The organism is Pseudanabaena sp. PCC 9330, from assembly GCF_055795045.1.
In genome coordinates this window covers 460,466-485,287 of sequence record NZ_JAYFES010000115.1, presented here as the reverse complement: position 1 = coordinate 485,287, position 24,822 = coordinate 460,466, and the positions used below count along the sequence as shown (strand labels likewise).

16 protein-coding genes are annotated in these 24,822 nt (G+C 58.6%); 9 read left to right on the top strand and 7 right to left on the bottom strand.

Annotated features, from left to right (window positions below):
* On the top strand, window positions 1-786 hold the full coding sequence (locus AC0QKW_RS19425; RefSeq protein ID WP_473152739.1) for an energy-coupling factor ABC transporter ATP-binding protein: 786 nt from the start codon (window positions 1-3) through the stop codon (window positions 784-786).
* Between the two features lie 44 nt (window positions 787-830).
* Here AC0QKW_RS19425 and AC0QKW_RS19420 read toward each other — a convergent pair whose 3' ends face one another.
* The 4 genes from AC0QKW_RS19420 to AC0QKW_RS19405 all read right to left on the bottom strand — a co-directional run bounded on the left by AC0QKW_RS19420 (window position 831) and on the right by AC0QKW_RS19405 (window position 8,084).
* Window positions 831-1,589, bottom strand: coding sequence for a FecR domain-containing protein (locus tag AC0QKW_RS19420; RefSeq protein ID WP_473152738.1), 759 nt, complete (start codon window positions 1,587-1,589; stop codon window positions 831-833).
* A gap of 69 nt (window positions 1,590-1,658) precedes the next feature.
* Window positions 1,659-2,609: a hypothetical protein gene (locus AC0QKW_RS19415; protein WP_473152737.1), complete on the bottom strand. Its 951-nt coding sequence runs from the start codon at window positions 2,607-2,609 to the stop codon at window positions 1,659-1,661.
* Between the two features lie 419 nt (window positions 2,610-3,028).
* Window positions 3,029-4,594, bottom strand: a complete 1,566-nt coding sequence (locus tag AC0QKW_RS19410; protein ID WP_473152736.1) for an ABC transporter substrate-binding protein — start codon at window positions 4,592-4,594, stop codon at window positions 3,029-3,031.
* Window positions 4,595-4,727: 133 nt separating this feature from the next.
* On the bottom strand, window positions 4,728-8,084 hold the full coding sequence (locus tag AC0QKW_RS19405) for a tubulin-like doman-containing protein (protein WP_473152735.1): 3,357 nt from the start codon (window positions 8,082-8,084) through the stop codon (window positions 4,728-4,730).
* A 310-nt stretch (window positions 8,085-8,394) separates the two neighbouring features.
* Between AC0QKW_RS19405 and AC0QKW_RS19400 the strand changes: the two genes are divergently transcribed.
* From AC0QKW_RS19400 to AC0QKW_RS19380, 5 genes are all read left to right on the top strand, one after another.
* Window positions 8,395-11,193, top strand: coding sequence for a UPF0182 family membrane protein (locus AC0QKW_RS19400; RefSeq protein WP_473152734.1), 2,799 nt, complete (start codon window positions 8,395-8,397; stop codon window positions 11,191-11,193).
* Window positions 11,194-11,401: 208 nt separating this feature from the next.
* On the top strand, window positions 11,402-14,641 hold the full coding sequence (locus AC0QKW_RS19395) for a hypothetical protein (RefSeq protein WP_473152733.1): 3,240 nt from the start codon (window positions 11,402-11,404) through the stop codon (window positions 14,639-14,641).
* A gap of 352 nt (window positions 14,642-14,993) precedes the next feature.
* A complete protein-coding gene (locus AC0QKW_RS19390; protein WP_473153011.1) occupies window positions 14,994-15,788 on the top strand; it encodes an LmeA family phospholipid-binding protein in 795 nt (264 codons plus the stop codon).
* A gap of 102 nt (window positions 15,789-15,890) precedes the next feature.
* Entirely contained in the window at window positions 15,891-16,550 is a 660-nt protein-coding gene (locus AC0QKW_RS19385; protein ID WP_473152732.1) for a MotA/TolQ/ExbB proton channel family protein, read from the top strand.
* The gene (locus AC0QKW_RS19380) at window positions 16,547-17,788 is read left to right on the top strand and encodes a BaiN/RdsA family NAD(P)/FAD-dependent oxidoreductase (protein WP_473152731.1); all 1,242 of its coding nucleotides are present in this window, start codon (window positions 16,547-16,549) and stop codon (window positions 17,786-17,788) included. Before AC0QKW_RS19385 ends, AC0QKW_RS19380 begins: the two co-directional genes overlap by 4 nt.
* On the opposite strand, the gene AC0QKW_RS19375 is transcribed toward AC0QKW_RS19380, so the two are convergent.
* Window positions 17,785-18,837: a YheT family hydrolase gene (locus tag AC0QKW_RS19375; protein WP_473152730.1), complete on the bottom strand. Its 1,053-nt coding sequence runs from the start codon at window positions 18,835-18,837 to the stop codon at window positions 17,785-17,787. The two genes, AC0QKW_RS19380 and AC0QKW_RS19375, sit on opposite strands and share 4 nt — an antisense overlap.
* A gap of 76 nt (window positions 18,838-18,913) precedes the next feature.
* Here AC0QKW_RS19375 and AC0QKW_RS19370 point away from each other — a divergent pair, with 76 nt between their 5' ends.
* Window positions 18,914-19,975 (top strand): Gfo/Idh/MocA family protein, encoded by a 1,062-nt coding sequence (locus AC0QKW_RS19370; RefSeq protein WP_473152729.1) that lies wholly within the window; start codon window positions 18,914-18,916, stop codon window positions 19,973-19,975.
* Window positions 19,976-19,977: 2 nt separating this feature from the next.
* On the opposite strand, the gene AC0QKW_RS19365 is transcribed toward AC0QKW_RS19370, so the two are convergent.
* Window positions 19,978-20,178 (bottom strand): heavy-metal-associated domain-containing protein, encoded by a 201-nt coding sequence (locus AC0QKW_RS19365; protein WP_473152728.1) that lies wholly within the window; start codon window positions 20,176-20,178, stop codon window positions 19,978-19,980.
* A gap of 184 nt (window positions 20,179-20,362) precedes the next feature.
* Here AC0QKW_RS19365 and AC0QKW_RS19360 point away from each other — a divergent pair, with 184 nt between their 5' ends.
* Window positions 20,363-21,544: a citrate synthase gene (locus AC0QKW_RS19360; protein ID WP_473152727.1), complete on the top strand. Its 1,182-nt coding sequence runs from the start codon at window positions 20,363-20,365 to the stop codon at window positions 21,542-21,544.
* 180 nt (window positions 21,545-21,724) lie between these two features.
* On the opposite strand, the gene AC0QKW_RS19355 is transcribed toward AC0QKW_RS19360, so the two are convergent.
* Entirely contained in the window at window positions 21,725-23,395 is a 1,671-nt protein-coding gene (locus AC0QKW_RS19355) for an L-lactate permease (protein ID WP_473152726.1), read from the bottom strand.
* Between the two features lie 297 nt (window positions 23,396-23,692).
* On the opposite strand from AC0QKW_RS19355, the gene nuoH reads away from it, so the two are divergent.
* Window positions 23,693-24,811: an NADH-quinone oxidoreductase subunit NuoH gene (nuoH, locus tag AC0QKW_RS19350; protein WP_473152725.1), complete on the top strand. Its 1,119-nt coding sequence runs from the start codon at window positions 23,693-23,695 to the stop codon at window positions 24,809-24,811.
* Window positions 24,812-24,822 lie beyond the last annotated feature (11 nt).

Genomic DNA, 24,822 nt, shown 5'->3' with positions numbered 1-24,822 from the left:
ATGGTCTCGACCGATTTTGACCCCGTGGCCCAGGCGAGAGGAGAGCGACCGATGGCGATCGCCGCCCAAGCCCTCTCCTTTGGGTACCCCGACCAGCCCCATGTGCTGTGCGACATCTCGCTAACAATTCAGGCGGGCGATCGCGTCGGCATCATTGGCCACAACGGCTGTGGCAAAACCACTCTGTTCATGCTGCTGTGCGGCGTCCTACACCCCGCCGCTGGGGAAATCCAGCTGTTTGGGGAGCCGCTCAAACCCGGCCAGTTTCGCCCCGAGGTGGGCCTGCTGTTCCAAGACCCCGACGACCAGCTGTTTTCGGCCTCGGTGCGCGACGACATTGCCTTTGGCCCCCAAAACATGGGCTTTGAGCCTGCCGAAGTCGCCGCCCGCGTCACCCAGGCCGCCGACATGGCGGGCATCACCCACCTGCTCGATCGCCTGCCCCACCACCTCTCGGGCGGCGAAAAGCAAATGGTAGCGATCGCCGGCCTGCTGGCCATGACCCCCCAAATCATTCTCTACGACGAACCCACCGCCAGCCTTGACCTGCGCACCCGCCGCCGCCTGATCCGCTTTTTGCAAAACTCTACCGAAACCGTGCTGATCTCCTCCCACGATCTGGAGTTTGTGCTGGAAGTCTGCGATCGCGTCATTTTGATCGACGAGGGCTGCATCATCGCCGACGGCTGCCCGAAGGCGATCATGGGCGATCGGGCGCTAATGGAGAAGCACGGCCTAGAGAAGCCCCACTCGCTGATTCCCCACGGAGACCCGCACCACAGGTAGAGGCCGCCGAGACAGACCCATAGGTCTGCCCAAAGCCTAGGGCATTACTCAAGGGCGTCGACGGTGGCTTCGATCGCCGGTCTGGTCGGTAGCGCACTGCTAAAGCCATTGATTAAACGGCTCTCTTGCAGACGCTGCTCGGCTGTGGTGCGATCTAGGGGCTGCACCTGCTGCCGCAGCACCTCAATATCGGTTTCGCCAGGGGTGACAAACAGCTGCTCACCGCTGGTCAAGATCACCTCTTCACCACCGTTGACCAGCCGCACGGCAACCTCGCCTTCCCAAGAAAAAAATTCGATGGGCGCGGTGGGGTCAGCAGCTATGTTGACAAAGACCGTGGTGCCGCGAATACCAGCGATGGCGACGGGGGTAACAATCTCAACGGGCGCTGCCAAGGCCCCTTCGGCCCAGGTGATCATTTGTCCCTCCGTTAGGTCGATCTGGTTGGGGCGCAGGGTGAGAGAGGCATTGCCGCCAACGCGAAAGACCGCCCCATTGATCAGCCCTACCTCGGCCAGAGCTTGATCTTCGGTGCGCAGGCGATCGCCGTAGGCCATTTCTTGGGCTGGTTGGGCGGGCTGTGGTGCCCCCTGGCCCAGGGTGACCCACACCGGCTGGGCCACAATAGCCTGAATAGTGGCGATCGCCTCGCTCGGTGGTGCCTCGGTAGAGTTGGGCCTGACAGCAGACTCACAGCCAGCGAGGGCCAGCGACAAAGCTACGGTCAGCACCCAGCCCGGTGGGGTAATAGAGATGCTAGAAATTGAGCAGGGCATGATCAGCGGTGCCTCTGTAGAAGGCATGACGGAGCAAATGTGGAATCCCTTCGATGGGTAGAAATCTATCTGCATGTATCCCAGCAGCCATTCTGCTTAGAGACTCTGGGCGGTTTCGTAGTCTAGTAGAACGCAGGGGCCTAGCCACATTCTGCGCTCCTGGAAGTTAATCGATAGGGTTAGTTTCTCCTGATCGGCATTACAGGTCGCTGGGGAGCCCTGACCGGCGCTAGATTCTTGGTAGTCGAGTTGCCCACTTAGACTCATACCCTTGAGGTTGGCCGCCTTGTAATAGCGGTAGGGCTCTCCAGGTTTAACCACGACAAAGCCCAGGTTGACGCCGTCGCTACTGTCTTCTACCGCTTTGCGAATGTCGTCAGTTGTTTTTGCCCCAATCGGGAAATATAGCAGCTTCTCAATCGTCACATTGGTACCAAAGGGAGGCTCTACCTTGGGCACAGACTCTACGTGAACCGAGAGGGTTTTTTCATCGACAATGCGCCTCACCTCGGTATCAGACATCAGGCTGGGGCTAGGGGAATTAGGCCGATAGAGTCCCACTTTTGTATTCAACGTCCAGGGGTTTAGCCCGAGCTTAGTGGCGTTGAGATACTGATCGAGCAAATCCAGAACAGCCTCTACATCTAGACTCGCTAGACGTTCATCGGTTGAGTCAACAATTTGCTGTTCAATTAGAAAAGTTTTTAGTTTAGCAATATCTACACCGCTCTCTATGGGGGCAAGCACCTTATCAATTTGAGTCAATATAAGCAGAGAGCTGAGGGCTAATAAAATGATAAAAGTTGCCGTTGGCCCTTTGGCCTTAAATTTAAGACCCGGCAAAACCTTGATAATATTTTCTCCCTCGGCCTCAATGGCTTCTGTCGGAGAAATTCTAAAGGCCAGCACTGAGATAATAATGGTCGCAAGCAGAGGAATAAATAGCCATAGAGAAAGCAGCAGAGCAATTGACCAAATATTGCTCGAAGCCGCTGATGCGATCGCGCTTTCAACCGGCGCCCCCTGGGCAAGGCCTTTATAACCCATAGTTAAGGCAGCAAAACTAAACCCCAATGGAATAGTAAACTTGACTATCCACCGGATAGACTTATTGCCCATAGTTCTTTGAGATTACACTTCACACCTGCAATTATGCATTGGCCGCAGGGGCATAGTCTTGAAGCGATCACTAAAACGACAAATAAATCATCATAAATACAAGAACTTTTGCCCCCAGACATCCCTAAAGTCTCGGTAGGATCTTAGGAATGATCGTTTTTCTTGGTTTGGGACGGGTTGATGACTGAACGAGGGCATTACCTTTCATGGGGATGTTGTTCTATCTAAGGGAGTCAAGCGCTAGCAAGTCGCAATAGCGGCAACATGTTTAGCCCTTGACTCCCCTATCTCGCTGGCATCTTGGCTGATGCCTCTGTTGGCGAAGAAGGCAACGCCAGGATCGGCAACTAGGGCAAGGGCGCAAAATCAAACCCAGTGCCCGAGCGGGTGCCGGGCTGCACCTCAACCAGCAGTACGGTGGTGTTGCGATCGCCCGACGGCAAGAAGCTAATCGCTCCAGTAGATCCATTAGCGGCGAACCCTTGGGCGGCTAGAGCCTGACCGATCGCAGTGCGTCCCGAAGTACCGCTGCCGGGAGCTACGTTCCCAACCGTGCGGGCCGAACTCAACGCCTGGAAGGCGTCGTAACTGAGAGCAGTGCGCCAGTTGACATCGCCACCCCAGAGACCCGAGGAGGTCTGGGCAAAGGGTGGGGTCGATTTGAGCGGGTGCCAGGGCACGGTGACGACGGTGCCCGTCAGACTAGCGCCGCCCTTTTCTAACGCATCAATGCGGTAAAAGGCGTCGCCCGCCAGCACCGGCAGTTGGCCATTGTTAAGCTGGGCAACGGCGATCGCCGCGTCAAAGGTGGCCGAGTCGGGCAGCAGCACGATCGCATCGGCCCCGCTGCCCTGAAGCTCGGTGGCAGGGTTGCCCTGAGAGAGATCCACTAGCTTGGTCACCTGTCCCCCCTCTAGGCCCAGGGTGGTAGAGAAGGCCTCTTGCAGCGAGTTGCTGTAGGAACTCTGGGAGTTGTAGAACACGATGGGCCGACTTTGCCCCTGGGCCAGCATATGACGGGCCAGGGTGGTGCCGGTGAACTGGTCGCTGGGGATAACCCGGAAAACAAAGTTGCCGCCGTCTCTGGTCAGCGTGGCCAGCTCGGTGGTGGTGCTGGTGGGGGAGATGATCGGCAGTTGCCCCTGCTGGTAGATGGGGGCGGCAGCCAGGGTGGTAGTGCTGGTGCCGTGGCCGATAACGCCAACAACGTTGGGGTCTTGAACGAGGGCGTTGGCGATCGCCGCTGCCTGGCCCGCATCGTTGCGATCGTCGGCAATCAGCACCTTCACAGGGGTGCCGGCCTTGATCGCCTCATCCTGGGCTTGGGCTACACCGCGCAGCAGCTCGCGGGCGGTGTTGGGGGTGTCGCCGATGGGCACCACAGCGGCAATACCCAGGGCGGGGGTGGCCCCCAAGCGGGCGTTGTTGAAGTAGATCAGCGCTTCGGGGTCGTTGCGGACGGCCTGGCGGGCGGCCTCGAAGCGGGCGGCGGCGGTGGCGTAGTCGCCCGTGGCAAAGGCGGCGGCCCCGGCCTGCATGTCGGCGTTGGGGGCGTCGGTAAAGAGGATGCGATCGCCCCAGCTCAGTGCATTCGCCACATTGCCCGGCTGCCCTGAGGTCGTCGGCGTCGCAGCCGTCGGATCCACTCCCGTATTAGCATTGGCATCCACCGGAGGATTAGTGGGATTGGTGGCCTGGGGAACAGGCTGGGACGCATCCTTACGAAAAAAGGCGTTGTAGCCCGTGAAACCCAAGGCTCCTAAAAAGATGGCGGCCCCGACCCCTGCAATGACGGGAGCTATCGACTTACTTTTTTTCAGAGGCTGGCCGCAGATCTCACACTTCTGGGCCGTGGTGGAGTTTTCTTCGTAGCCGCATTTTGGGCAGGTGACGTGGTTGAAGCTGTCGGTCATGGTGTTTTAGGAAAGGAGGGAAAGGTAGTGGAGTAAATGGATTTTGGATTTTGGATGGGGAACCCCCGGCAAATTGACGATTCCCGACTTTTCAGGAAACAGTCCAAAATCCAAAATCGCGAATCTAACATGCCTATGGTCTATTCATTTCAGCGCGCACGTTGTCTTCGATAGTGGCGACCTGTTCGTTGGTAAGGCCTATTTCTTCCTGGAGTTCGAGCAGTTGGGCCTGCTCTTCTAGGTCGATTTCGCCGTCGTTGTCGAGGAAGGCGCGAAACATTAGGGCAAACTCGGCGGCGGCTTGTTCGAGGGTGTCTTGGGGAAGGAATTGGGCGGCGATCGCATTCGCCTGTTCCACCGATACCCCGTACTTCACCCGAAACTTCTCCAGCAGCTCTAACTCCGTGGCGGAAGGCGTACCGCGACGGTAACAGCTTTCCACTAGCTTGGCGTATTTGGCCAAGTTTTCGGAATCGAGAACGACGGGGGCGGGGTTGGTGACAGGGCGGGCAGCCACTGGGGTCGGAATGGCCACAGCCACCGGGGGTTGGTCGCCGGGGATAAACAGGCGGTGGGTGGTGACGAAGTTGGAAATCGCCGCCTGAATGCGCTTGAATTCATCGCTGTCGGAGCCGCCGGGGAGCGTTTGCTCCTGCTGTTGCAGGTAGGTCATCACCTGGGTGTATAGGGCTTGTTTCTGGGGTTTGGTGGCGGCCTGCTCGCCGATCGCCCGAATGCCGTTGTCTAGAGTTTCGGCCAAGCGACGGTTCTGGTCGGTAAGGAGGAAGTCCTCCGCCTCTTGCCAGGTGGTGCCCATGACCTCGGTTTTGTCAAAGCCGGTGAGCTTGTCACGGTAGGTAAATTTGACCTCCGCAAAGCCCGTCACCCGGTTGTCTTCGCGGCGCACCAGGCCCAGGGCGTTGGCCAGCATCAGGTTGTAGCGGGCCTGGCGCTCGTTGCTGGTTTCGGGCATGACATCGCCAAACTGGCGATAGTCTTGGTGGGTGTGCAGGGGGTTGTGGTCAGCTTGGCTGACGGCGCGGTAGAGCGATCGCATCCGCTCCATGCCCTCAATCAGCCGCAGGGGGAACGCGCCAATCTCCTGCACAAAGTAGATGTGGTAGGGGTCGTTGAGGGGGCGAATTTCTTTGTCGGTGACGGTACTGGTTTTGCGAATCATCGGCAGCAGAGCCGAGACCGCCGGGTCGGTGGGTTTGCTGCCGCCCTGGATGCCGACCAGTTTTTGGTACTTTTCCAGCTTGTCGTCCCAGCCCAGTTTTTTCTGCTCCTGGCTGAGGCGCAAAAAGGCTTCCGACTTCTCGAAGGTGGTTTTGATCTGGGCCTCCTGCATTTCCACCGTAGGGTACTGCTCTAGAAATTTGCGGGCGGTGGAAATGTCGAGCTGGCTGCGGCGACGAAACACATCCATCGCCTGACCCAGCAGCCGCTCGTAGAGGTCTTTGGTCTTGAGGGCGTCGTAGGGGTAGAGGTCAAACAGGCGCAGCCGCAGTTCTTCGAGCACCTGCTGGGAGAGGGTTTGGCAGAGGGTTTCTTCCTGGTCGGCGACGGTGTTGCGGTAGGCGGCGTCGATCTCTTTTTCGTCGTAGAGCAAAATACCGTTGACGGTGAGGCCGCCAGTCTCGCGGGTGTAGACGCGCTCTTTGTCCTTCAGCTCGACCTGGACGTTGGCCAGCACGGTTTCAAAGGCGGTCAGATCGACCAAGAGCTGGTCAATTTCTTCGCGCAGGCCGTCGAGCAGCATCACCCCCAGGGTGCGGGCTTTGACCTCCACTTTAGAGACATAGATCTGCTCTAGCGCCTGCATGATGCCCTGAAAGTCGTCTTCGATGACTTTCTTACGGTTGAGCATCATCATCTGCTTGGCGTGGTTGTCGATCTGCTTGAGCAGGGTTTGCAGGGCATTTTGGGCCGATCGCTCGCGGGGCAGCCAGTATTTTTGTCGGTCCTGGTCAAATTTGCTGCGAAAGTCGGCGAAGACCTCGATTAAGACTTCTAAGAACTGCCGGGTAAACTTCGGCCCCCGGAAGCGGTCTTCCACCATTAGGTACACCGCCGCCCGCAGTTCCTTGCGCTTTTCGGGAATTAGCCAGGTGAGGTTGTCCCACATTTTTTGGAAGTAGTCGCTCCAGCGCTTTGGATCCGTCCCGGTGTCGTGGAAGTGGGGGGAATATTTCTCCTGCTCGTTGGAGATGAACCGTTGCAGGTTCTCAAAGGGGATATTGAGGTCGTTGCGGCGCTTGCGAATGCCCGCCGCCCAGTCGGCGACTTCTTTGGCGTAGGGCTTTTTGTTGTCGCCCATGCTGATGCTGTCAACGATCTGGTGGTCGTGCTCTGACTCAGCGAGGAACAGCCCGGGGAGAATCTCGGTGCGAATCAGGTCAGACATGGCCGCCGGAGCCGGGGTGGGGTTGCTCCACCAGTCGACTAGTTTGGCAGCCAGGCGGGCGGAGCAGGCGTTCAGCACCCGCTCCACCGGGAACTGAATGCTGGAGAGGCCAAAGCTCATGAAGTTTTGCGGATAGCCCAGGGCGTCGGGGCTGGCCCAGTGTTTGCGCACGTTGTCGCGCACCAGCTTTTTGTACTGGCTAAAGCCGGAGCTAAAGTCGAGAAACACGTTCTGGGCGACCATTTCGAGTACGTCGCCCAAGGTGGGAAAGGTGACTTTGTCGTTGCTGTTGCCCACCAGGTAGGTGAAGTTGAAGGGCACATCGAGGCCGCTCTGGCTGGTGATGCGATCGCTCTGGCTGTCGCTGTACTGCACGTCAAAGCGGGTGTCGCTGCGGCTGTAGTGGTTCAGCTCCATCAGAGCGGCGTAGGCGTTGGCGATGACGCGATCGCCCAACCCCGAAAACGCCCCCGGCAGCACTAAAAAGGCGCTGGTCTGGGGCAGTTCTGACACCGGCACCCAGTCGCGCAGGTTGTAGGCCAAATCCATCACCATGCCCGAGCCGGTGCCGCCGGAGAGCGAGCAGACCACAAAGATGTTAATGCCCTTGTCGAGTTGTACCTTCCAGCGATCGAGCATGAACTTTTCGTGGCCGACGATGCGCCCCTTGGCCTTGGTGAAGTAGTCCTTGATCAGCGGGTAGTTGAGGCTAAAGGCAAACCGGCCCAGGGCGCGAATCTGACCGGCTCCCGAGAGAATCGAGTCGGTGCCCTTGAGTTCGCTGGGGAACCATTCGTCTAAATATTGGTAGGCCGAGAGCTTGTTGAGAATGGCCTTGGCGTCTTCGACCTTGGCCCACACCTGCTCGATCGGTCGCAGAGAGATGTCTTGCTTGAGGACGGTTTGCGCTTCGGAGACGCGGGCATTTTGCTCAGTATCAATGTGCAAAAACGAGACGATCGGCAGGGCGTCGAGGGAGCCATACTGCTCCACGATCATGCGGCGAATTTTGATCAGAATCTCTTTGCCAGTGCCCCCCACGCCAATGATGACGGTGGGGGTCATGCCTGTATATTCGCTCATAGGTGGGGCACCGAGGGAGGGCTACTGCTTGTAAGGTTTCCCAGGTAACTTCCGTAAAATTCCGGACATTCCGCACGAGCTTAACAAAAGGTGACAATGGTCTTGAATCTCAATCAAGTCGAGCAGTGGAGTTCTAGCGATAGGAAAGCTAACGATCCCGAGCTGGACTCGATATGGCCGGAACAGTCTAAAAAAAGTTAAGCCCTCTAGAATTAACAACCTTCTCAGGGGTGGAGATCGCTAGACTTTAAGAGCCTGGCCCTTAGAGTATGTCTCTGAGGCTATTGTTTCCGCCCCTAGTTGCCATCCTGTGACCTACTCTCCTGCGAAGTCGCTCCGAGCCCGTCGATTGCTGCCCTGGTTGGTAGCCGTTACGCTACTGCTGGTATTTTCGGGCGGCCTGGTGCATCTGCTGACCGAGTCGTGGTGGTTTGAGTCGGTAGGCTATGGCTCGGTGTTTTGGCTGCGCGTTAAGTGGCAGCTGGGGCTAGGGCTGGGGGTGTTTGCCCTCTACGCCGGGGTGCTGTGGACTAACTATGTCTTTGCCCAGCGGCTGACGCGCGATCGCAGCTACCGTTTTCTCAGCCGCTACAGCGACCTGACCCAGCGAGAGCAACTTGAGCGGTTGATCAACCTGGGGGTAGTGGGGCTGATCTTTTTGCTCGCCCTGGGGGTGACGCTGCGGGCCGCCGGGGGCTGGCAGACGGTGCTTCAGTTTCTCAACCCCACATCTTTTGGCACCGTTGATCCGATCTTTGGCCGCGACATCAGTTTTTATATGTTTCAGCTGCCCCTGTGGCAGGCGCTCCAGACCAACCTGCTGGGGCTGCTGGTGTGGGCGCTGATGCTCGCCGCTGGGGTCTATGCCCTTAAGGGTGAGGTGCGCCCTGAGCGCGGCTGGAAGTACTTCATCACCGGGGAGGCTAAGGCGCACCTGTGTCTGCTGCTGGCGGCGATCGCAGTGCTCCTAGCCGCAGGCTTTTGGCTCGATCGCTACGGGCTGCTGTACTCCGACACCGGCGTCATCTTTGGGGCGGGCTACACCGATGTGCACGCCCGGCTGCAATCCTACTGGCTGATGGGCTTTGTCACATTGGCAGTGGCGGTGCTGTTTTTGATCGCCCTCTGGCGCAGCGGCTTTTCGCTGCCGATCTTTGGCATTGTCATCTACCTCGGGGTGCTGGTGCTGGTAAATGGCCTCTACCCCTGGTTTCAGCAAAACTTTTTTGTGGAGCCCAACGAGCTCACCATTGAGCGCCCCTACATTGAGCACAATATTGCCTTTACTCGCGCGGCCTACAACCTCACCACCGTCAACACCCAGCCCTTCCCCGCCGAAAACAACCTCACCCGCAGCCTGGTTGACACCAACGGCCCCACCATTGGCAACATTCGCCTGTGGGACTACGCCCCGCTGCTGAGCACCTACAAGCAGCTGCAAGAAATTCGCCTCTACTACAACTTTGAAGACGTCGACATTGACCGCTACACCCTCAACGGCGACTACCGCCAGGTCACCCTCTCGGCCCGCGAGCTGCCGGTCGAGCAGCTGCCCCCCGAGGCCCAAAACTGGATCAACCGCCAGCTCAAGTTCACCCACGGCTTTGGGGTGGTGATGAGCCCGGTGAACCAGGTGACCCCCAACGGGCTGCCAGATTTCTTTATTCGCAATGTGCCCCCGGTCTCAACGGTAGATGTGCCCCTCGACCAGCCCCGCATTTACTATGGCGAAAGCCCCCGCAACTACATTTTTACCGGGGCCAATACCGACGAGTTTGACTATCCGCTGGGCGACACCAATGCCTCCTACCGCTATACCGGAGATGGCGGAGTTCCCCTCAATTCGCTGCTGCGAAAACTGGCCTACGCCTACGACCTGGGCAACTTTCGCATTGTCATTTCCAACTATTTCAGCCCCGAAACCCGCATTCACTACCATCGGGTGATCACCGAGCGCGTCCGCCAAATTGCCCCCTTTCTCACCTACGACACCGACCCCTACCCGGTGGTAGTCGATGGGCGCATCAAATGGGTGTTAGATGGCTATACGAGCAGCGATCGCTACCCCTACTCAGAGCCGCTCAACCGCCGCACCGATCTGGTCTCCCTGGTCGATAGCGCCAACCCGCTGATGCGCAACGGCGTCAACTACATTCGCGATGCGGTCAAGGTGTTTATCGACGCCTACGACGGCACCCTAGAGTTTTACGCCCGCGACGGCGAAGACCCGATCTTGGCTACCTACAGCCGCATTTTCCCAAACCTGTTCAAGCCCATGGGCGATATGCCAGCGGGCTACCGCGAGCACCTGCGCTACCCCCAGGATATTTTCACCGTGCAGGCCCAGATGTACCGCGCCTACCACATGGAAAACCCCGAGGTCTTCTACAACCGCGAAGACCTGTGGCGCTTTCCTGAACAGACCAGAGACGGGGTAGCCGAGACCATGGAGCCCTACTACATCATCATGAAACTGCCCCAGCTCCAGGGGGAAGAGTTTATGCAAATTCTCCCCTTTACCCCTGCCAACCGCGACAACATGATCGCCTGGATGGCGGGCGGCTCTGACGGCGACAACTACGGCCGGCTGCTGCTCTACGAATTTCCCAAGCAGGAGCTGGTGTTTGGCCCCACCCAGATCGAAGCCCGTATCAGCCAGACTCCCGAAATTTCCCAACAGCTCACCCTCTGGAGCCAGCAGGGCTCCGGGGTAATTCGCGGCACCCTGCTGGTGATTCCGGTGGAGCAGTCGCTGCTGTATGTGCAGCCCATCTACCTGCGGGCCGACCAGGGCGAACTGCCCGAGCTGCGCCGGGTGATTGTGGCCTACGGCGATCGCGTGGTCATGGGCGAAACTCTCAACCAAAGCCTAGAGGCTATCTTTGGCAGCGCACCAGCCAGTCCTACTAGCCCAGACACGGCCACCGGATCAGAGAGCGGCACCGCTGAGCCGCCGCTGCCCACGGGTCTCACCGACTTAATTCAGACGGCGATCGCAGCCTATGAAAAGGGCCAACAGGCATTACAGCAGGGAGACTGGCAAAGCTACGGCGAAGCCCAACGACAGCTCGAAACCGTGCTGCGACAGCTAGAACAGCAAAATCCTTAAGTTCTCAACAATCAGATCGCAACGATTCGTCCGTAACGATCCGTAACTCCTTAACGATTTGAAATATTGAAAGTCGTACCATTGAGGGGGACAAAACACCCAGTTTCAGCACTGCTTCAGGTTGATTGTGCCAATATCTGTCACCACGGGCATACTATAGGGAATTCTCCGGCCCGTGCGCTGAATTCATAGAATTCAAGAGAGCCCTATGTCTACTACGCCTCAGACTACTCTACAACTAGCCCGCCAAGGCGACCCAGACGCGATCGCGGCTCTGATGAATCGCCACCTTGAGGCCCAGGGCATTACCGCCCAGGTGGTGCAACAGGAAGGCACCCTGCGCGTCAGCCTAGAAGCCGACCAGGTGCCTAACCAAACCGACCTAGTAGCTTACGTTAGAAAAGGCATTACCGGTCTAGAGCTGGCTCACATCGATCACCTGACGGTGATGGCCCGCCAACCCGGCACCGACGCCCAGGCCTGGAGCGAAGATCTGGCCCTTCAGCCCCAGCCAGCCTCCCTAGAGACAGATCTCAATCTGTCTAGCACTAATGATCTCGACTTTGATCTCGACGGCCCTGCCCTTGAGGTACACAGCCTAACCGATCTCGATGCTGTTTTAGACAGCGGTATCGACAGCACCGATCTCGACTTTGACCTAGACTTCACCGACAGCAGCCATGAAGAGCTCGGGCCTGTCGATGATTTTGACCTCGGGTTTGCCAACGGCGACCTCGACCTCAGCGAGGGCAGTGCCGTTACCAATGCTACCGACTTTGACCTGAGCTTGACCGATAGCGACCTTGGCTTTGATCTAGGCCCAGATAACACGGCTGCACCAGCCGCCCTCGACTTTGACCTCGGGTTTGACGACGCCCCCGCCGAGACCCCTACAGATTTAGATTTTGACCTTGGGTTTACCGACACTCCCGCTGAGGCCTCCACAGATTTAGATTTTGACCTTGGGTTTACCGACACTCCCGCCGAGACCCCCACAGATTTAGATTTTGACCTTGGGTTTACCAACACTCCCGCTGAGGCCTCCACAGATTTAGATTTTGACCTCGGGTTTGCCGATACTCCCGCCGAAGATTTGAGCTTTGATCTTGACCTAGCCGAGGCGATGCCGCCAACCGACGCCACTGACGACGACTTTGACCTGGGCGCAGACACCACCAACATTGATTTAGATCTAGGGTTAGAGCCAGAAGTTCAATCAGATGCTACCCCCCTCAACTTTGAACCAGTGGATCTGAGCTTTGACTCCGAGACCGATCTGGCGGCAGAGCTAGGTTTAGCAGCTGAAACAGATTTTGACCTCGAGCTCGGTTTGGTTGATGGGTCAGAGGCGACGATCGGCGCCTCTGATGAGACCGACCTTGGCCTCGACCTAACCGCCGAGACTCCGAGTCCCAGCGACACCATTACCTCCGATCTAGACGACCTCTGGGAAAGCAGTACCACCGGCACCTCTGACCTAGGGTTTACCGCCGCTGCTGATAGCTCCAGTGACTGGGAGCTAGACGTCGATTTTCCACCCCTAGACGACATGGCTGCGCTGGAAGAGGATGGGGCCTTAACCCCAGAGGCCACCGCTAGCGTTGACGACCTAGCCGGCATAGATTTTGAGCCCATCCCTGGAGGGTTCGAGACAGAAGGGTTCGAGACAGAAGGGTTCGAGACAGAAGGGTTCGAGACAGAAGGGTTCGAGACAGAAGGGTTCGAGACAGAAGGGTTCGAGACAGAAGGGTTTGAGCCAGAAGGGTTTGAGCCAGAAGGATTTGAGCCAGAAGGGTTTGAGACCGAGGAGTTTGACCTCACGAATCTGAGTTCAGAGGATGTGGCCCAGGCAGAATTTGGGGCAGAAGCCCTAGATGCTGAGGCGATCGCAACCGAAGACATAGCCTTCCCTGACTTCGATCTTGCCTCAGGCTCTGGCCTAGACGATCTATCGCCAGAACTGCTGCCCTCTGAGGAAGTAGCCTTTGAAGATCTTGGCTCTGCTGACATCCTTGACCTCTCTTCCCCCGCCAGCGACGCGGCCTTTGCCACCCTGGAGCCATCGACTCCGGCAGAAGACGATCTAGATAGCTACCTATCTTCTGGCACTGAGGAATTTGTAGCCGATCAGGTTGACTGGGGCAGCACCGATACCCCAGTCATCGATCTCGAACCTAGCGATGACCTAGACCTCTACACCTCTAGCGAGGAGGGTCTCAGTACTGGCTCTTTAACCAGCCCGAGCGCAGGCGCTGCCCCCGACCTAGCCTGGGACCTGGGCTTAGAAGAACCAGCTGCCGCTGACGAGCCAGGCTTTGTCGGCGACTCTAGTGCCCCCTGGGGAGAGGGCGGTTTTGATCCCGATCTCGCCCTAGACAACCCTGAAGATGCTGAGCTTGACCTCGGCAACGAGTTTGACCCTGGTCTGGTGTTTGCCCCCGCCGCCGAGGCCGCTGACGCAGCTGAAGCTAACGCCTTCGCCAACGATGACTTCGCCACCCCCGACCTGAGCTTTGCCCACAGCGAGCCTGAGGCTGAACCCGATTTTTCCTTTAATTCCACCATGGAGCTTGACGAAACCGTTGAAGGTGACTTCATCGTCCCTGGGGAGTTTGATGATGACGCAGCCTTCTTGGCAGAGACCCCATTCCCCCTAGGGGACATGGCTGAACCGGGGAATCTGGACTTTGGCGGCACCGATGAAGACCTCGCCTTTGAGTCCGTCGAGCTGGGGGCTGAGGATCTAGCCTCAGGGGGGACTACCGCTGCTGGCTTTGACAGCACAGGGCAGGGCAATGAGGACATCGACGTCATCAATTTTGACGAAGAAAGCTTTGACACTGACCTATTTAGCGATAGTGCCAGCGACTCCAATGGCTTTATCCAAGACCACGGTGGCCTGCCCCTATCCAGTGACGAGCCCGACGCTACCGATGACTTCATTCAAGAGTTTGGTACAGATCCGTCTACCCACGTCTCTCTCTCGCCCGATCAATTTGACAAAGACGGCGGGGTGAAATCATCTGGTGGTTCAGGGTTGCCTATGCGGCTGATTTTGGGCCTCGGCCTGGGTGCCCTGATTTTGGCCTTGGCCGGGCTGTTGCTCAACGGTCTGCTGGGGCGCATGCGTCAACCCACCCCCAGCGACCCGGTGGTGACTGAGCCCGAGGTCTCTGCCCCCGATAGCCCCAGCCCCACTCCGGCCCCCGTCGCTGAAGCCGACTTTTTTAGAGAGGCGGTGAATGCGGCCCAAACCGCTGCCAACCAGGCCCAAACCGCTAGTACCTCAGCCCAGTGGCAGGCGGTAGCAGACTCTTGGACCAGGGCGATCGATCTGATGCAGCAAGTGCCTCAGTCTGACCCTAACTACGCAGTGGCCCAGCAAAAGGCGGTCGAGTACCAGCCCAACCGCAGCTATGCTCAGCAAAATGCCGATCGGCTGCGGTAAGATGACCCAGGCAAGCCGCCCATCCCCCTAGTCGGGGCGTTGAGGCAGCAAAATACATCATGACTATGGTCGCCCCCGCGCTCAATGGTCGATCGCCAGTTTTTGCGCCTCTAGAATGCACCTCTAGATGTTCGCCATCCCCTTACTTTGGGGTTGGGGCAGCGACGTCAGATTGAACTTGGGGCAGTGAGGCCGCCCCAAGTTCAATCGGTTACAAACAGCTATACCCTTTATCATGAGGGCCATACAGACTTTTGAAGCGATTTTATGACGCCATGACTTGTAAAGAAGTCGGCCACAAGGCTTTATATTTTGTTACAACAATAGGGGAATTAGGTTGGTAATAACCTCTATGTTCGGTGGCTTTACCGGGTTTCAGTCCAAAGGATCCAATGACTTTGGCGAACGAATGATCAACTCTGTGGCTACCCAGTCGCTGCGTCACCTCTTTAGCCGCAGTGATGTGGTGGAGGTTGCCGTGCGCTGTTCTCCGCCCAGCAAGATGTTGCAGGGCACTATTGACAGTTTTCGCATGGAGGGGCGTGGTCTCGTCATTCGCAAAGAATTTGAGGCCGCTGAGATGATGTTTGAGACCGATGCGGTCTCTATCGATGTGGGTTCGGCGATTGGTGGCAAGATTCGTTTGCGCCAGCCCACTCAGGCGGTGGCCCAGGTGGTGCTGACTGAAGATGCTATCAACCGCGCCTTTGAAGCCGAGCTGGTGCGACAGCATCTCGAAGGGGTGACCGACGAAGCTGTCACTACCCTGTCGGGGGGTGACCCGGTGACCTTTCGTAACATTCACATCACCCTGCTGCCCGACCAGGGGGTCACTATCTCGGCTCTGACTGACCTGCCCAACCGCAAGGATGTCCCCATTCAGCTGTCGGCTCAGGTGACGGTAGAAAAACGGCGACGAGTTATCTTCGCTAACCCAGAGTTTTTGCCCGAGGGCATTCCAGAATCAATTCTCTCGATTTCGTCTACCTTGACCAAGGGCTTTGCGGAGGTGCTCAACCGCATGGTTGATCTAGAGCGGTTTAACCTCGACGGCGTGCTGCTACGGGTGAATCGGCTAGAGACCAAGGGTAAGCAGCTGGTATTTAGCGGCTACGCTCAGATCGAGCACTTCCCCGGCACGATGTAGGGGAGCAAAGGTCAAAGGAGCCGCTTGAACCTTGTCCTCTGCATGTTGAACCGTAAACCTATCTAGGCCAGTATCATGGTTGGGGTTCTAGGGTAAAGGTATATGGGTAACTGGTTTGCAGCGGGGGGCATTGTGATGTGGCCGCTGCTGCTGTGTTCGCTGTTGACCCTGGCCCTAGCGGTCGAGCGCGGCTGGTTTTGGCTCCAAATCGGTCGGCAACAGCGAGGGCTGATTCCCCAGGTGCTGAGTACTTTTAGCCAAAATCCCCAGCGGGCGATCGCCAAACTGAAGCAGCACCAGCAGTTGCCCATTGCTCGCATTTTTCTGGCCGCCCTCACCCTGAGCGACGCGACGCCAGAAGAGTTTCGTCTGGCCTTAGAGAGTGCGGCTCAGGCTGAGATGCCCCTACTCAAGCGATTTCAGACCCTGTTTGAAACTGTGGTGGGGGTGGCTCCTCTGCTGGGGTTGCTGGGCACCGTGCTGGGGCTGATGCAAGTCTTCTCAACCCTGCGTTTGGGAGAGACTGGGGGGCCAGCCGCCAGCGGCGTCACCTCGGGGGTAGGCGAGGCGTTAACCTCCACGGCGGCGGGGCTGGTGGTGGCACTGCTGGCGCTGCTGCTGGCGAATCTGTTTCAGGGGCTGTACCGCCGTCAGCGGGCCGCCATTCAGGCGGCGGGGGGCAAGTTAGAGATTCTCTACCGGCGGAGCCAGCGCCAGGGCGGGGTGAGCACGACGGTCTACCCGCCGGGGAGTCTGCCGTGAGCAGCGCCCATTCGACGGTGATTGTGGTGGGGGCCGGGGCGGCGGGGTTGTTTGGGGCGATCGCCTGCGCCGAAGCCAACCCCGACTGCTCGATCCACATTTTTGAGGCGGGGCGCGAGGCCCTGGCCAAGGTGAGAATATCGGGGGGTGGGCGCTGCAATGTCACCCATGCCTGCTTTGACCCGGCGGTGCTGGTGGGCAATTACCCTCGGGGCAAAAACGCCCTGCGCGGCCCCTTTAGCCGGTTTCAACCGCAAGATACGGTGGCCTGGTTTGAGCAGCGAGGGGTGCAGCTCAAGACCGAGGCCGATGGCCGCATGTTTCCCACCACCGATGACTCGGGCACCATTGTCGACTGCCTGCTGGGGGAAGCGCGGCGGCTGGGCATTCACCTGCACACCGGCCAGGCCATTGCCCAGGCAAAGCGCGACGACGAGGGCTTTGCGCTGTCAACGCGATCGGGCGCTGAGTGGCACTGTCAACGGCTACTGCTGGCCACGGGCAGCAGCCCTGGGGGCTATCGTCTGGCCCTCAGTCTGGGCCACGATCTGGTGCCGCCCGTACCGTCGCTGTTTACCTTTACCATTGCCGATCCAGATCTGCATCAGCTGGCGGGGGTTTCGGTCGAGACCGTGCAGCTGCAATTAGTGCTCGAAGATGCCCCCGTTCTCACCCAGAGCGGGCCGCTGCTGATCACCCACTGGGGCCTGAGCGGCCCGGCGGTGCTCAAGCTCTCGGCCTACGGTGCTGTAGGGCTACACCGCCAGCGCTACCGGGCCACCCTGGCGGTGAACTGGCTACCTGACCTCAAACCAGATCAGGTACGGCAACAGTTACTAACCCTCAAGCGAGACCAGGGCAAGCGCCCGGTGGCAGCGTTTTCACCCTTTTCGGCCCTGTCGCGGCGGCTGTGGCAATACCTGGTGCAGCACCGCGCCGATCTGGGCACTGGGCTAAACTGGGCCGATCTGTCGAAGGCGCAGATGCAGCGGCTGGTGACGGAGTTGAGCCGGGGGGAGTATGCGATCGCAGGCAAAGGGGCATTCAAAGACGAGTTTGTCACCTGTGGGGGCATTCCCCTGCCCGAGATCAACTTCAAAACCCTGGAGAGTCGCTGCTGCCCAGGGCTCTATCTGGCGGGAGAACTTCTCAACATTGACGGCGTGACCGGCGGGTTTAACTTTCAAAACGCCTGGACTACCGGCTGGCTGGCGGGTTGCGCCATGGCCCAAGCCTAGGCCGTCAGACGGTCGATCCAGTCCAGAGTGCGGTTCCAGGCCCACCAGGGGTCGCTGTCGCCCGCCTGGCGCTGGCCCACACTGCCGCTGTAGTAGCCCACATGGCCACCGTAGTCAGTCAGCACCAGGTCGAGCTTGGGGTTGGCCCCATCAATCTGCCGCAGGTCGGGGATGATCGCCGGACTAAATAGCGGGTCATCGGCAGCGTAGAGAATCAGGGTGGGAATCGTCAGGTCGGCCATAAAGGGTAGGGGGCTACTGGCAGCGTAGTAGTCTTCGACTGAGGCAAACCCTAGGCGACCAATCACCAGCTCGTGGTCAAAGCCCCAGATGCTATTGGCGCGATTAATTGCTGCCAAGTCAAAGTGGTCAGGGTGCAGCTGGTGCAGCCGTTGGGCCAGGCGCTTGAGCTGCCTAGCGATAGATTGCTCTAGCTGTCGCCCCAGGGGGTCGTCGGTCAAATATTTGAGCGATCGGGTGGAGTCAAGGCTGGGGCACACCACCGCCACGCCGCCAATATCCCCATTTACCAGGCCGCTATCGGCAGACAAATTCATCGCCGCCTTGCCCCCCCACAGGGCCAGTTGCCCGCTGAGAGAATAGCCCACAAACCAGTAGGGCGGTGGACAGCCCAGCACCTTGGCCTGGGCGGACAGGGCGACGTAGTCGTGCCCCTCGTAGATGCCGTCGGAGGTCAGGGTGGGCGATAGCTCGCCGGTCTTGCCGTGGGCGCGCCAGTCAAACAGCACCAGGGCATAGCCCCGGTGGTAGGCTTTGCGACTGAGAATCTCAAGCTGCCACTGATCGTCGAGGCTGCCGGTAATGCCGTAGGTGGCGATGATAGTACCTTTGGGGTTGTTTTTTGGCAGGGTAGGCACCGCCCAACGGCCAAAGATGGGCACCGCTCCATAGCCCGTAAAGACGTGGTCTTGATAAGCTACGGGGGCCAGATCAATATTCTGATGCCAGGTCTGGCTGGCCACTGCGGCGATGTAGATGGTCATGGCCAGGCCATTTTGTAAAAACCAGGGCGGAGTATAGGGGGGCATGGGGGAGTGAAGAGGTGGGGGAGTGAGGGGGAGGACGTCCGTTAGGCTGCTATCCCACTTACCCCACTATCCCCCAATGGAGAAAAATCAGGGTACACAGCAGAAGGAGAGCATGGTGGATGACAGGGTACGGGTCGGAATAGTGGGCACTGGGTTTGTCGCCCGGTTACGGGCTGAGGCCCTGGGCCAGATGCCCCAGGCGCAGCTAGGGGCGGTGGCGGGCCAGCGCCAGGCTGAGACTGAGCTATTTACCGATCGCTATGGTGCGATTGCCCTGCCAGACTGGCAAACCCTGGTGCACCATCCTGAGGTGGATTTGGTGATGGTGTGCCACATCAACAGCGGCCATGGCGAGGTAGTGCGGGCCGCGCTGGAGGCCGATCGCCACGTCGTGGTCGAATATCCCCTCGCCCTCGATGCCGACGAGGCCCAAGCCCTCATAGCGCTGGCCCAGACCAAACAGCGCCTGCTGCACGTAGAACACATCGAGCTGCTGGGCGGCACCCATCGCGCCCTCAAAGCCCATCTGGCGGCAGTAGGGCAGCCCCACTATGCCCGCTACTGCACGCTCTCGCCCAAGCATCCGGCCCCAACCTCGTGGACCTACAGCCGAGAGCTGTTTGGCTTCCCCCTGGTGGGGGCGCTGTCGCGTCTGCATCGGCTGATCGACTGCTTTGGGCCGGTGGCGCGGGTGTATTGTCAGAACCACTACGGCGGACTAGAGAGTGAGAGTGGGGTGGTGGGAAAGGTGGGGGAGTCGGGGAGTGGGGGAGTGGAGTGCTATAAGACTTGCCTTTGTACAGCTCAGCTTACGTTTGCATCGGGGCTGGTGGCGGAGGTGACCTATGGCAAGGGAGAGGGCATTTGGCAAGCTGCGAGGCAGCTAGAGGTGTGGGGAGACGCTGGAGCGCTGTGCTTTGACGGCGACGAGGGGCGGCTTGTGGATAGACAGGGAAATCGCCCCATTGCGGTGGGTTCTCGTCGGGGGCTGTTTGCCACTGACACGGCCCAGGTGATCGACCATTTGTTGACGAGGCAACCCCTGTACTGCCAGCCGGAGGACAGTTTGTACACGCTACGGGTAGCGATCGCCGCCCAGCAATCTGCCGCCACCGCTCAGGCCATCTATCTCAGCTAACATTACCCCGCCACCGTATATCCCGCCTTCTGAATGGCCTCAGTCAGCGCCTCAGCACTCACGCTGGCATGAATCTCCACTGCCTTAGACTCTAGATTGGTCTTGACCTCAGCGGCAGGGTCAATCGCCTTCACCGCTTGGGTAATGGTAGTGGCGCAAGCCCCGCAGGCCATATCAGGCACGGTTACAGCAAGAGTAGTCATAGCAAGCCAGCCAGAAACGTTTGGGACTCTCACTACTCTAGGCGATCGCCCCAGATAGACCCTATCGAAACTTGGCTCAGTTGACAGTAGGCCTAGGGTTGATCAAATGATTTGGTAGCGTTGAAGACGGCAGGGCGATCGCCCCCATTGGAATCATAGGTCAGAGAATGGGAGTAACAACTACATGACTGTATGTGAGTACCGACCCGGTTTAGAGGGTGTACCGGCCACCCAGTCGAGCATTAGCTACGTGGATGGCAAGACGGGCATCTTAGAATATCGCGGCATTCCCATCGAAGAGCTAGCCCAGCGCAGCACATTTTTAGAAACCTCTTACCTGCTGATTTGGGGTGGGCTACCCTCAAAACCTGAATTGGCTGCCTTTGAGCACGAAATTCGCTACCACCGCCGCCTTAAGTACCGCATTCGCGACATGATGAAGTGCTTTCCCGAGAGCGGCCACCCCATGGATGCCCTGCAAGCCTGCGCGGCAGCCCTAGGCCTGTTCTACTCCCGCCGCGCCCTGGATGATCCTATCTACATTCAAAAAGCAGTGGTGCGGCTGCTAGCCAAAATTCCCACCATGGTGGCGGCGTTTCAGATGATGCGCAAGGGCAACGACCCAGTGCAGCCCCGCGACGACCTCGACTACGCCGCCAACTTTCTCTACATGCTCAACGAGCGCGAGCCCGACCCCCTGGCGGCCCGCATTTTTGACATTTGCCTCACCCTCCACGCCGAGCACACCATCAATGCCTCCACCTTTTCGGCCATGGTGACGGCCTCCACCCTCACCGACCCCTACGCCGTGGTAGCCTCGGCGGTGGGCACCCTGGCTGGCCCGCTCCACGGCGGTGCCAACGAAGAGGTAATCGAGATGCTAGAGCAGATCGGCTCGGTCGAGAATGTGCGCCCCTACGTCGATCGCTGCATTGCTGAGAAGTCTAAAATCATGGGCTTTGGCCACCGGGTCTACAAGGTCAAAGACCCCCGCGCCACCATTTTGCAGGGGCTGGCTGAGCAGCTGTTTGACAAGTTTGGCCAGGATGAATACTACGCGATCGCCCTAGAGATGGAGCAGGCCGTCTCCGAAAAACTGGGAGCCAAGGGCATCTACCCCAACGTCGACTTCTACTCAGGGCTGGTCTACCGCAAGCTGGGCATTCCCACCGATCTGTTCACGCCGATCTTTGCGATCGCCCGAGTGTCGGGCTGGCTGGCCCACTGGAAAGAGCAGCTCGGCGAAAACCGCATCTTTCGCCCCACCCAGATCTACACCGGCCCCCACGACCAGCACTATATCGACCTGGCCAACCGCCCTCAAATCTGGGACAAACAGGGATTTTCTACCTCTGTCCCCTCCTAGGGGATGCCCTGAAGGGTCTGACCCCCCTGGGCACTCGGCCCTTTAGCTCAGACTATTAGTACAGTGACGATTTTCAGGAACTCCTGCCCCTCTAGCGCTTGCGCTGGGGGGCTTTTGTTTGGATAGGTTCCAGGTATTAGGGAAAAGCCCAAAACCCGACGCCCAATCCCCTACCTCCCCTCATCCCCCCGTTGCTGCCCACACCATCCCGATCACTCCCGCTAGGCCCAGGTAATAGGCCACCACGGGCAAAAGCTGGCGAATGAGAATGCCCTCGCGACCCAAAAGCCCCACTGTCGCCGCTGCGGCCACGACATTCGATACACAAATCACGTTGCCTGCCGAAGCTCCCACCGTTTGCAGGGCCAAAACCAGCGGCGAAGGTGCAGCAATATTTTCTGCCACACCAAACTGAAACAGCGAAAACATCATGTTGCTGACGGTGACGCTGCCCGCCACAAAGGCTCCTACCATACCCACCACCGCTGCAAAAAGAGGCCAAGTCCCCCCCGCCACCGCCGACATGCCCTCCGCCAGGGCCAGGGGCATACTGGGCAGCCCCGCGCCATTCACGCCAGAGTTAATAAATACCCGCGCCATCAGCACCGCCGCTCCTAGGGCCAGGGTAGTTTTTTGCAGCACGGGCAGCGATCGCCCCACCGCCAGCCCCAGATCCCTCGGCTGCATCTGGTGAAGAAAGTAGGTGATCGCCACCACCGCCAAAAACATGGTGGCCGGTAGATAAAACGGCGTAGAGGCAGCGACGATCGCAGTGCCAAAAATGCCCGTCCACGAGGCCCGAATGCCCTGGAGCCAGCCCTTGAGGGGCACCTGCGACAGTCGCGACAGCACCAATAGCCCCCCTAAAAGCACGTAGGGTAGCCACGCTTTCAGCACCGTCATCCCCGGCGGGGGCATGGCCAGGGTGGGCGTTATGCTACCCGACCAGGCGTCGGGCCATTGCTCCTCCGGCGGAAAGTCCCAGGGATGGGTGGGTTGTAGCCAGCCCTGCCGAATCACAGTGACGACGATCGCCAGCCCCACCAGCCCGCCAATCATGGATGGAAACTCTGGCCCCAGAAAAATCGCCGTCAGGGCGTAGGGCACCGTAAAGGCCAGCCCCGACACCAGAGCAAAGGGCCACAGGCTCAGCCCCTCTTTTTTAGCTTCCCCCACCCCAAACAGGCGGGTCATCAAGACAATCAGCACGAGTGGAATAAAGGTACCGATAACAGCATGGACGATCGCCGCCCGCGTCCCTACCTGGGCAATGTAGTCCAACAAACTCACCCCTCTAGTGGCCAGGGATGCCTCCACTGCCGGTGCCCCGCTCAGTCCCGCCTCCATGCCAAACACCAGGGGCGTGCCCACCGCCCCAAAAGTCGAGGGCGTACTCTGGATGATCAGCGCCGCCGCCACAGCCGCCATCGCTGGAAACCCCACCGCCACCAGCAAGGGCACACAGATCACCGCCGGGGTGCCAAACCCCGACGCTCCCTCAATAAAACTGCCAAACAGCCAGGCAATCACAATCATCTGCACCCGGCGATCGGGGGATAGCACTAAAAGACTCTGGCGAATGACGGCGATCGCCCCCGAGGCTTGCAACACATTCAGCAGCAAAATCGCCCCAAAAACGATGAAGAGAATTTCGGCGGCAATCACCAACCCCTGCACCAGCGACGCCGCAATGTAGTTTACCGGCACCCGCCATACCCCCCAGGCCACCAGCGCCGTCACCGCCAGCGCTCCGGGCATCGCCTGACTCGCCGGTCGCCGCGCCACCACGAGCAGCAAGCAGACCGTCGCGATGGGCAACAGCGCCACAAGAGAAGTCAGCAGCAGAGACATAGTTCAAGCGATTAACAATGGTCAGAGGGTACTGCATCTGAGCCCAGCAGGGGTGTTAGGAGAGATTGCCGGAGAGCGAGAGGAGTTTTGAACGTTGAATTTCAAATTAAAACGCTGCCACAAGCACTCAAAACTCAGCCCTTAAAACTTTCTTCCCACCCGCTTCCTCAATCCCTACCCCCCAAAACTTCCCATGAATCCGCTGCTCCCACGCCGGTGAATGGGGAAAGATGACGGTAGAATCTAAAGTGTTTTCTCTTTGCCAGAGTTAACCCTACCGTTGCTAAGGACTGGCCCATGAATCAAGGAATTGACCTACAGGGTAGTTTCGTCAGCGCCCTAGTTGACCTAGGGGTACCCGCCGGAGCCGCCAAAGCTCTGTGGCTACCGCTGCCCATGGTAGTGATTCTGATTGGGGCCACGGTGAGTATTTTTGTCACCGTCTGGCTAGAGCGCAAGATTTCCGCCGCCGTACAGCAGCGCATCGGCCCCGAGTTTGCTGGCCCCTTGGGCACCCTTCAGGCCGCCGCCGACGGCATCAAGCTGATCTTCAAAGAAGATATTACTCCTGCCAAAGCTGACCCCATCTTGTTTACCCTGGGACCTGCGATCGTCGTAATACCAGTATTTCTGTCGTATTTGATTGTCCCCTTCGGCCAAAATTTGGTCATTACTGACCTGGGCGTCGGCATCTTTCTTTGGATTGCACTGTCCAGCATTGCCCCCATTGGTCTGCTGATGTCGGGCTACTCTTCCAACAATAAGTACTCTCTGCTGGGCGGTCTGAGGGCCGCAGCCCAGTCGATCAGCTACGAAATTCCCCTAGCGCTGGCGGTGCTGGCAGTGGTACTGATGTCTAACAGCCTCAGCACCATTGACATTGTCAACCAGCAGTCAGGCTATGGCATTCTCGGCTGGAACATCTGGCGTCAGCCCGCCGGTTTCCTAATCTTTTGGATCGCAGCTCTGGCCGAATGTGAGCGTCTTCCCTTTGACCTTCCCGAGGCAGAAGAGGAACTGGTGGCAGGCTATCAGACCGAGTACACCGGCATGAAGTTTGGCCTGTTCTACGTGGGTTCATACGTCAATCTGGTGCTTTCAGCGCTGATTGTCTCGATTCTCTACTTGGGTGGCTGGGAGTTTCCCATCTCGGTGAGCTGGCTGGCCAGTCTGATCGGAGTGAGCGAAACCACCCCCTGGCTTCAGGTGATTACCGGCTCCATCGGCATCATGATGACCCTGTTCAAAGCCTATGCGCTGGTATTTATTGCGGTGCTGGTACGGTGGACTATGCCCCGCATTCGCATCGACCAACTGCTCGACTTTGGCTGGAAGTTTTTGCTGCCGGTGTCGCTGGTCAACCTGCTGCTAACCGCTGCCCTCAAGCTCACCTTCCCGGTGGCCTTTGGTGGCTAGGTCATAGCGAC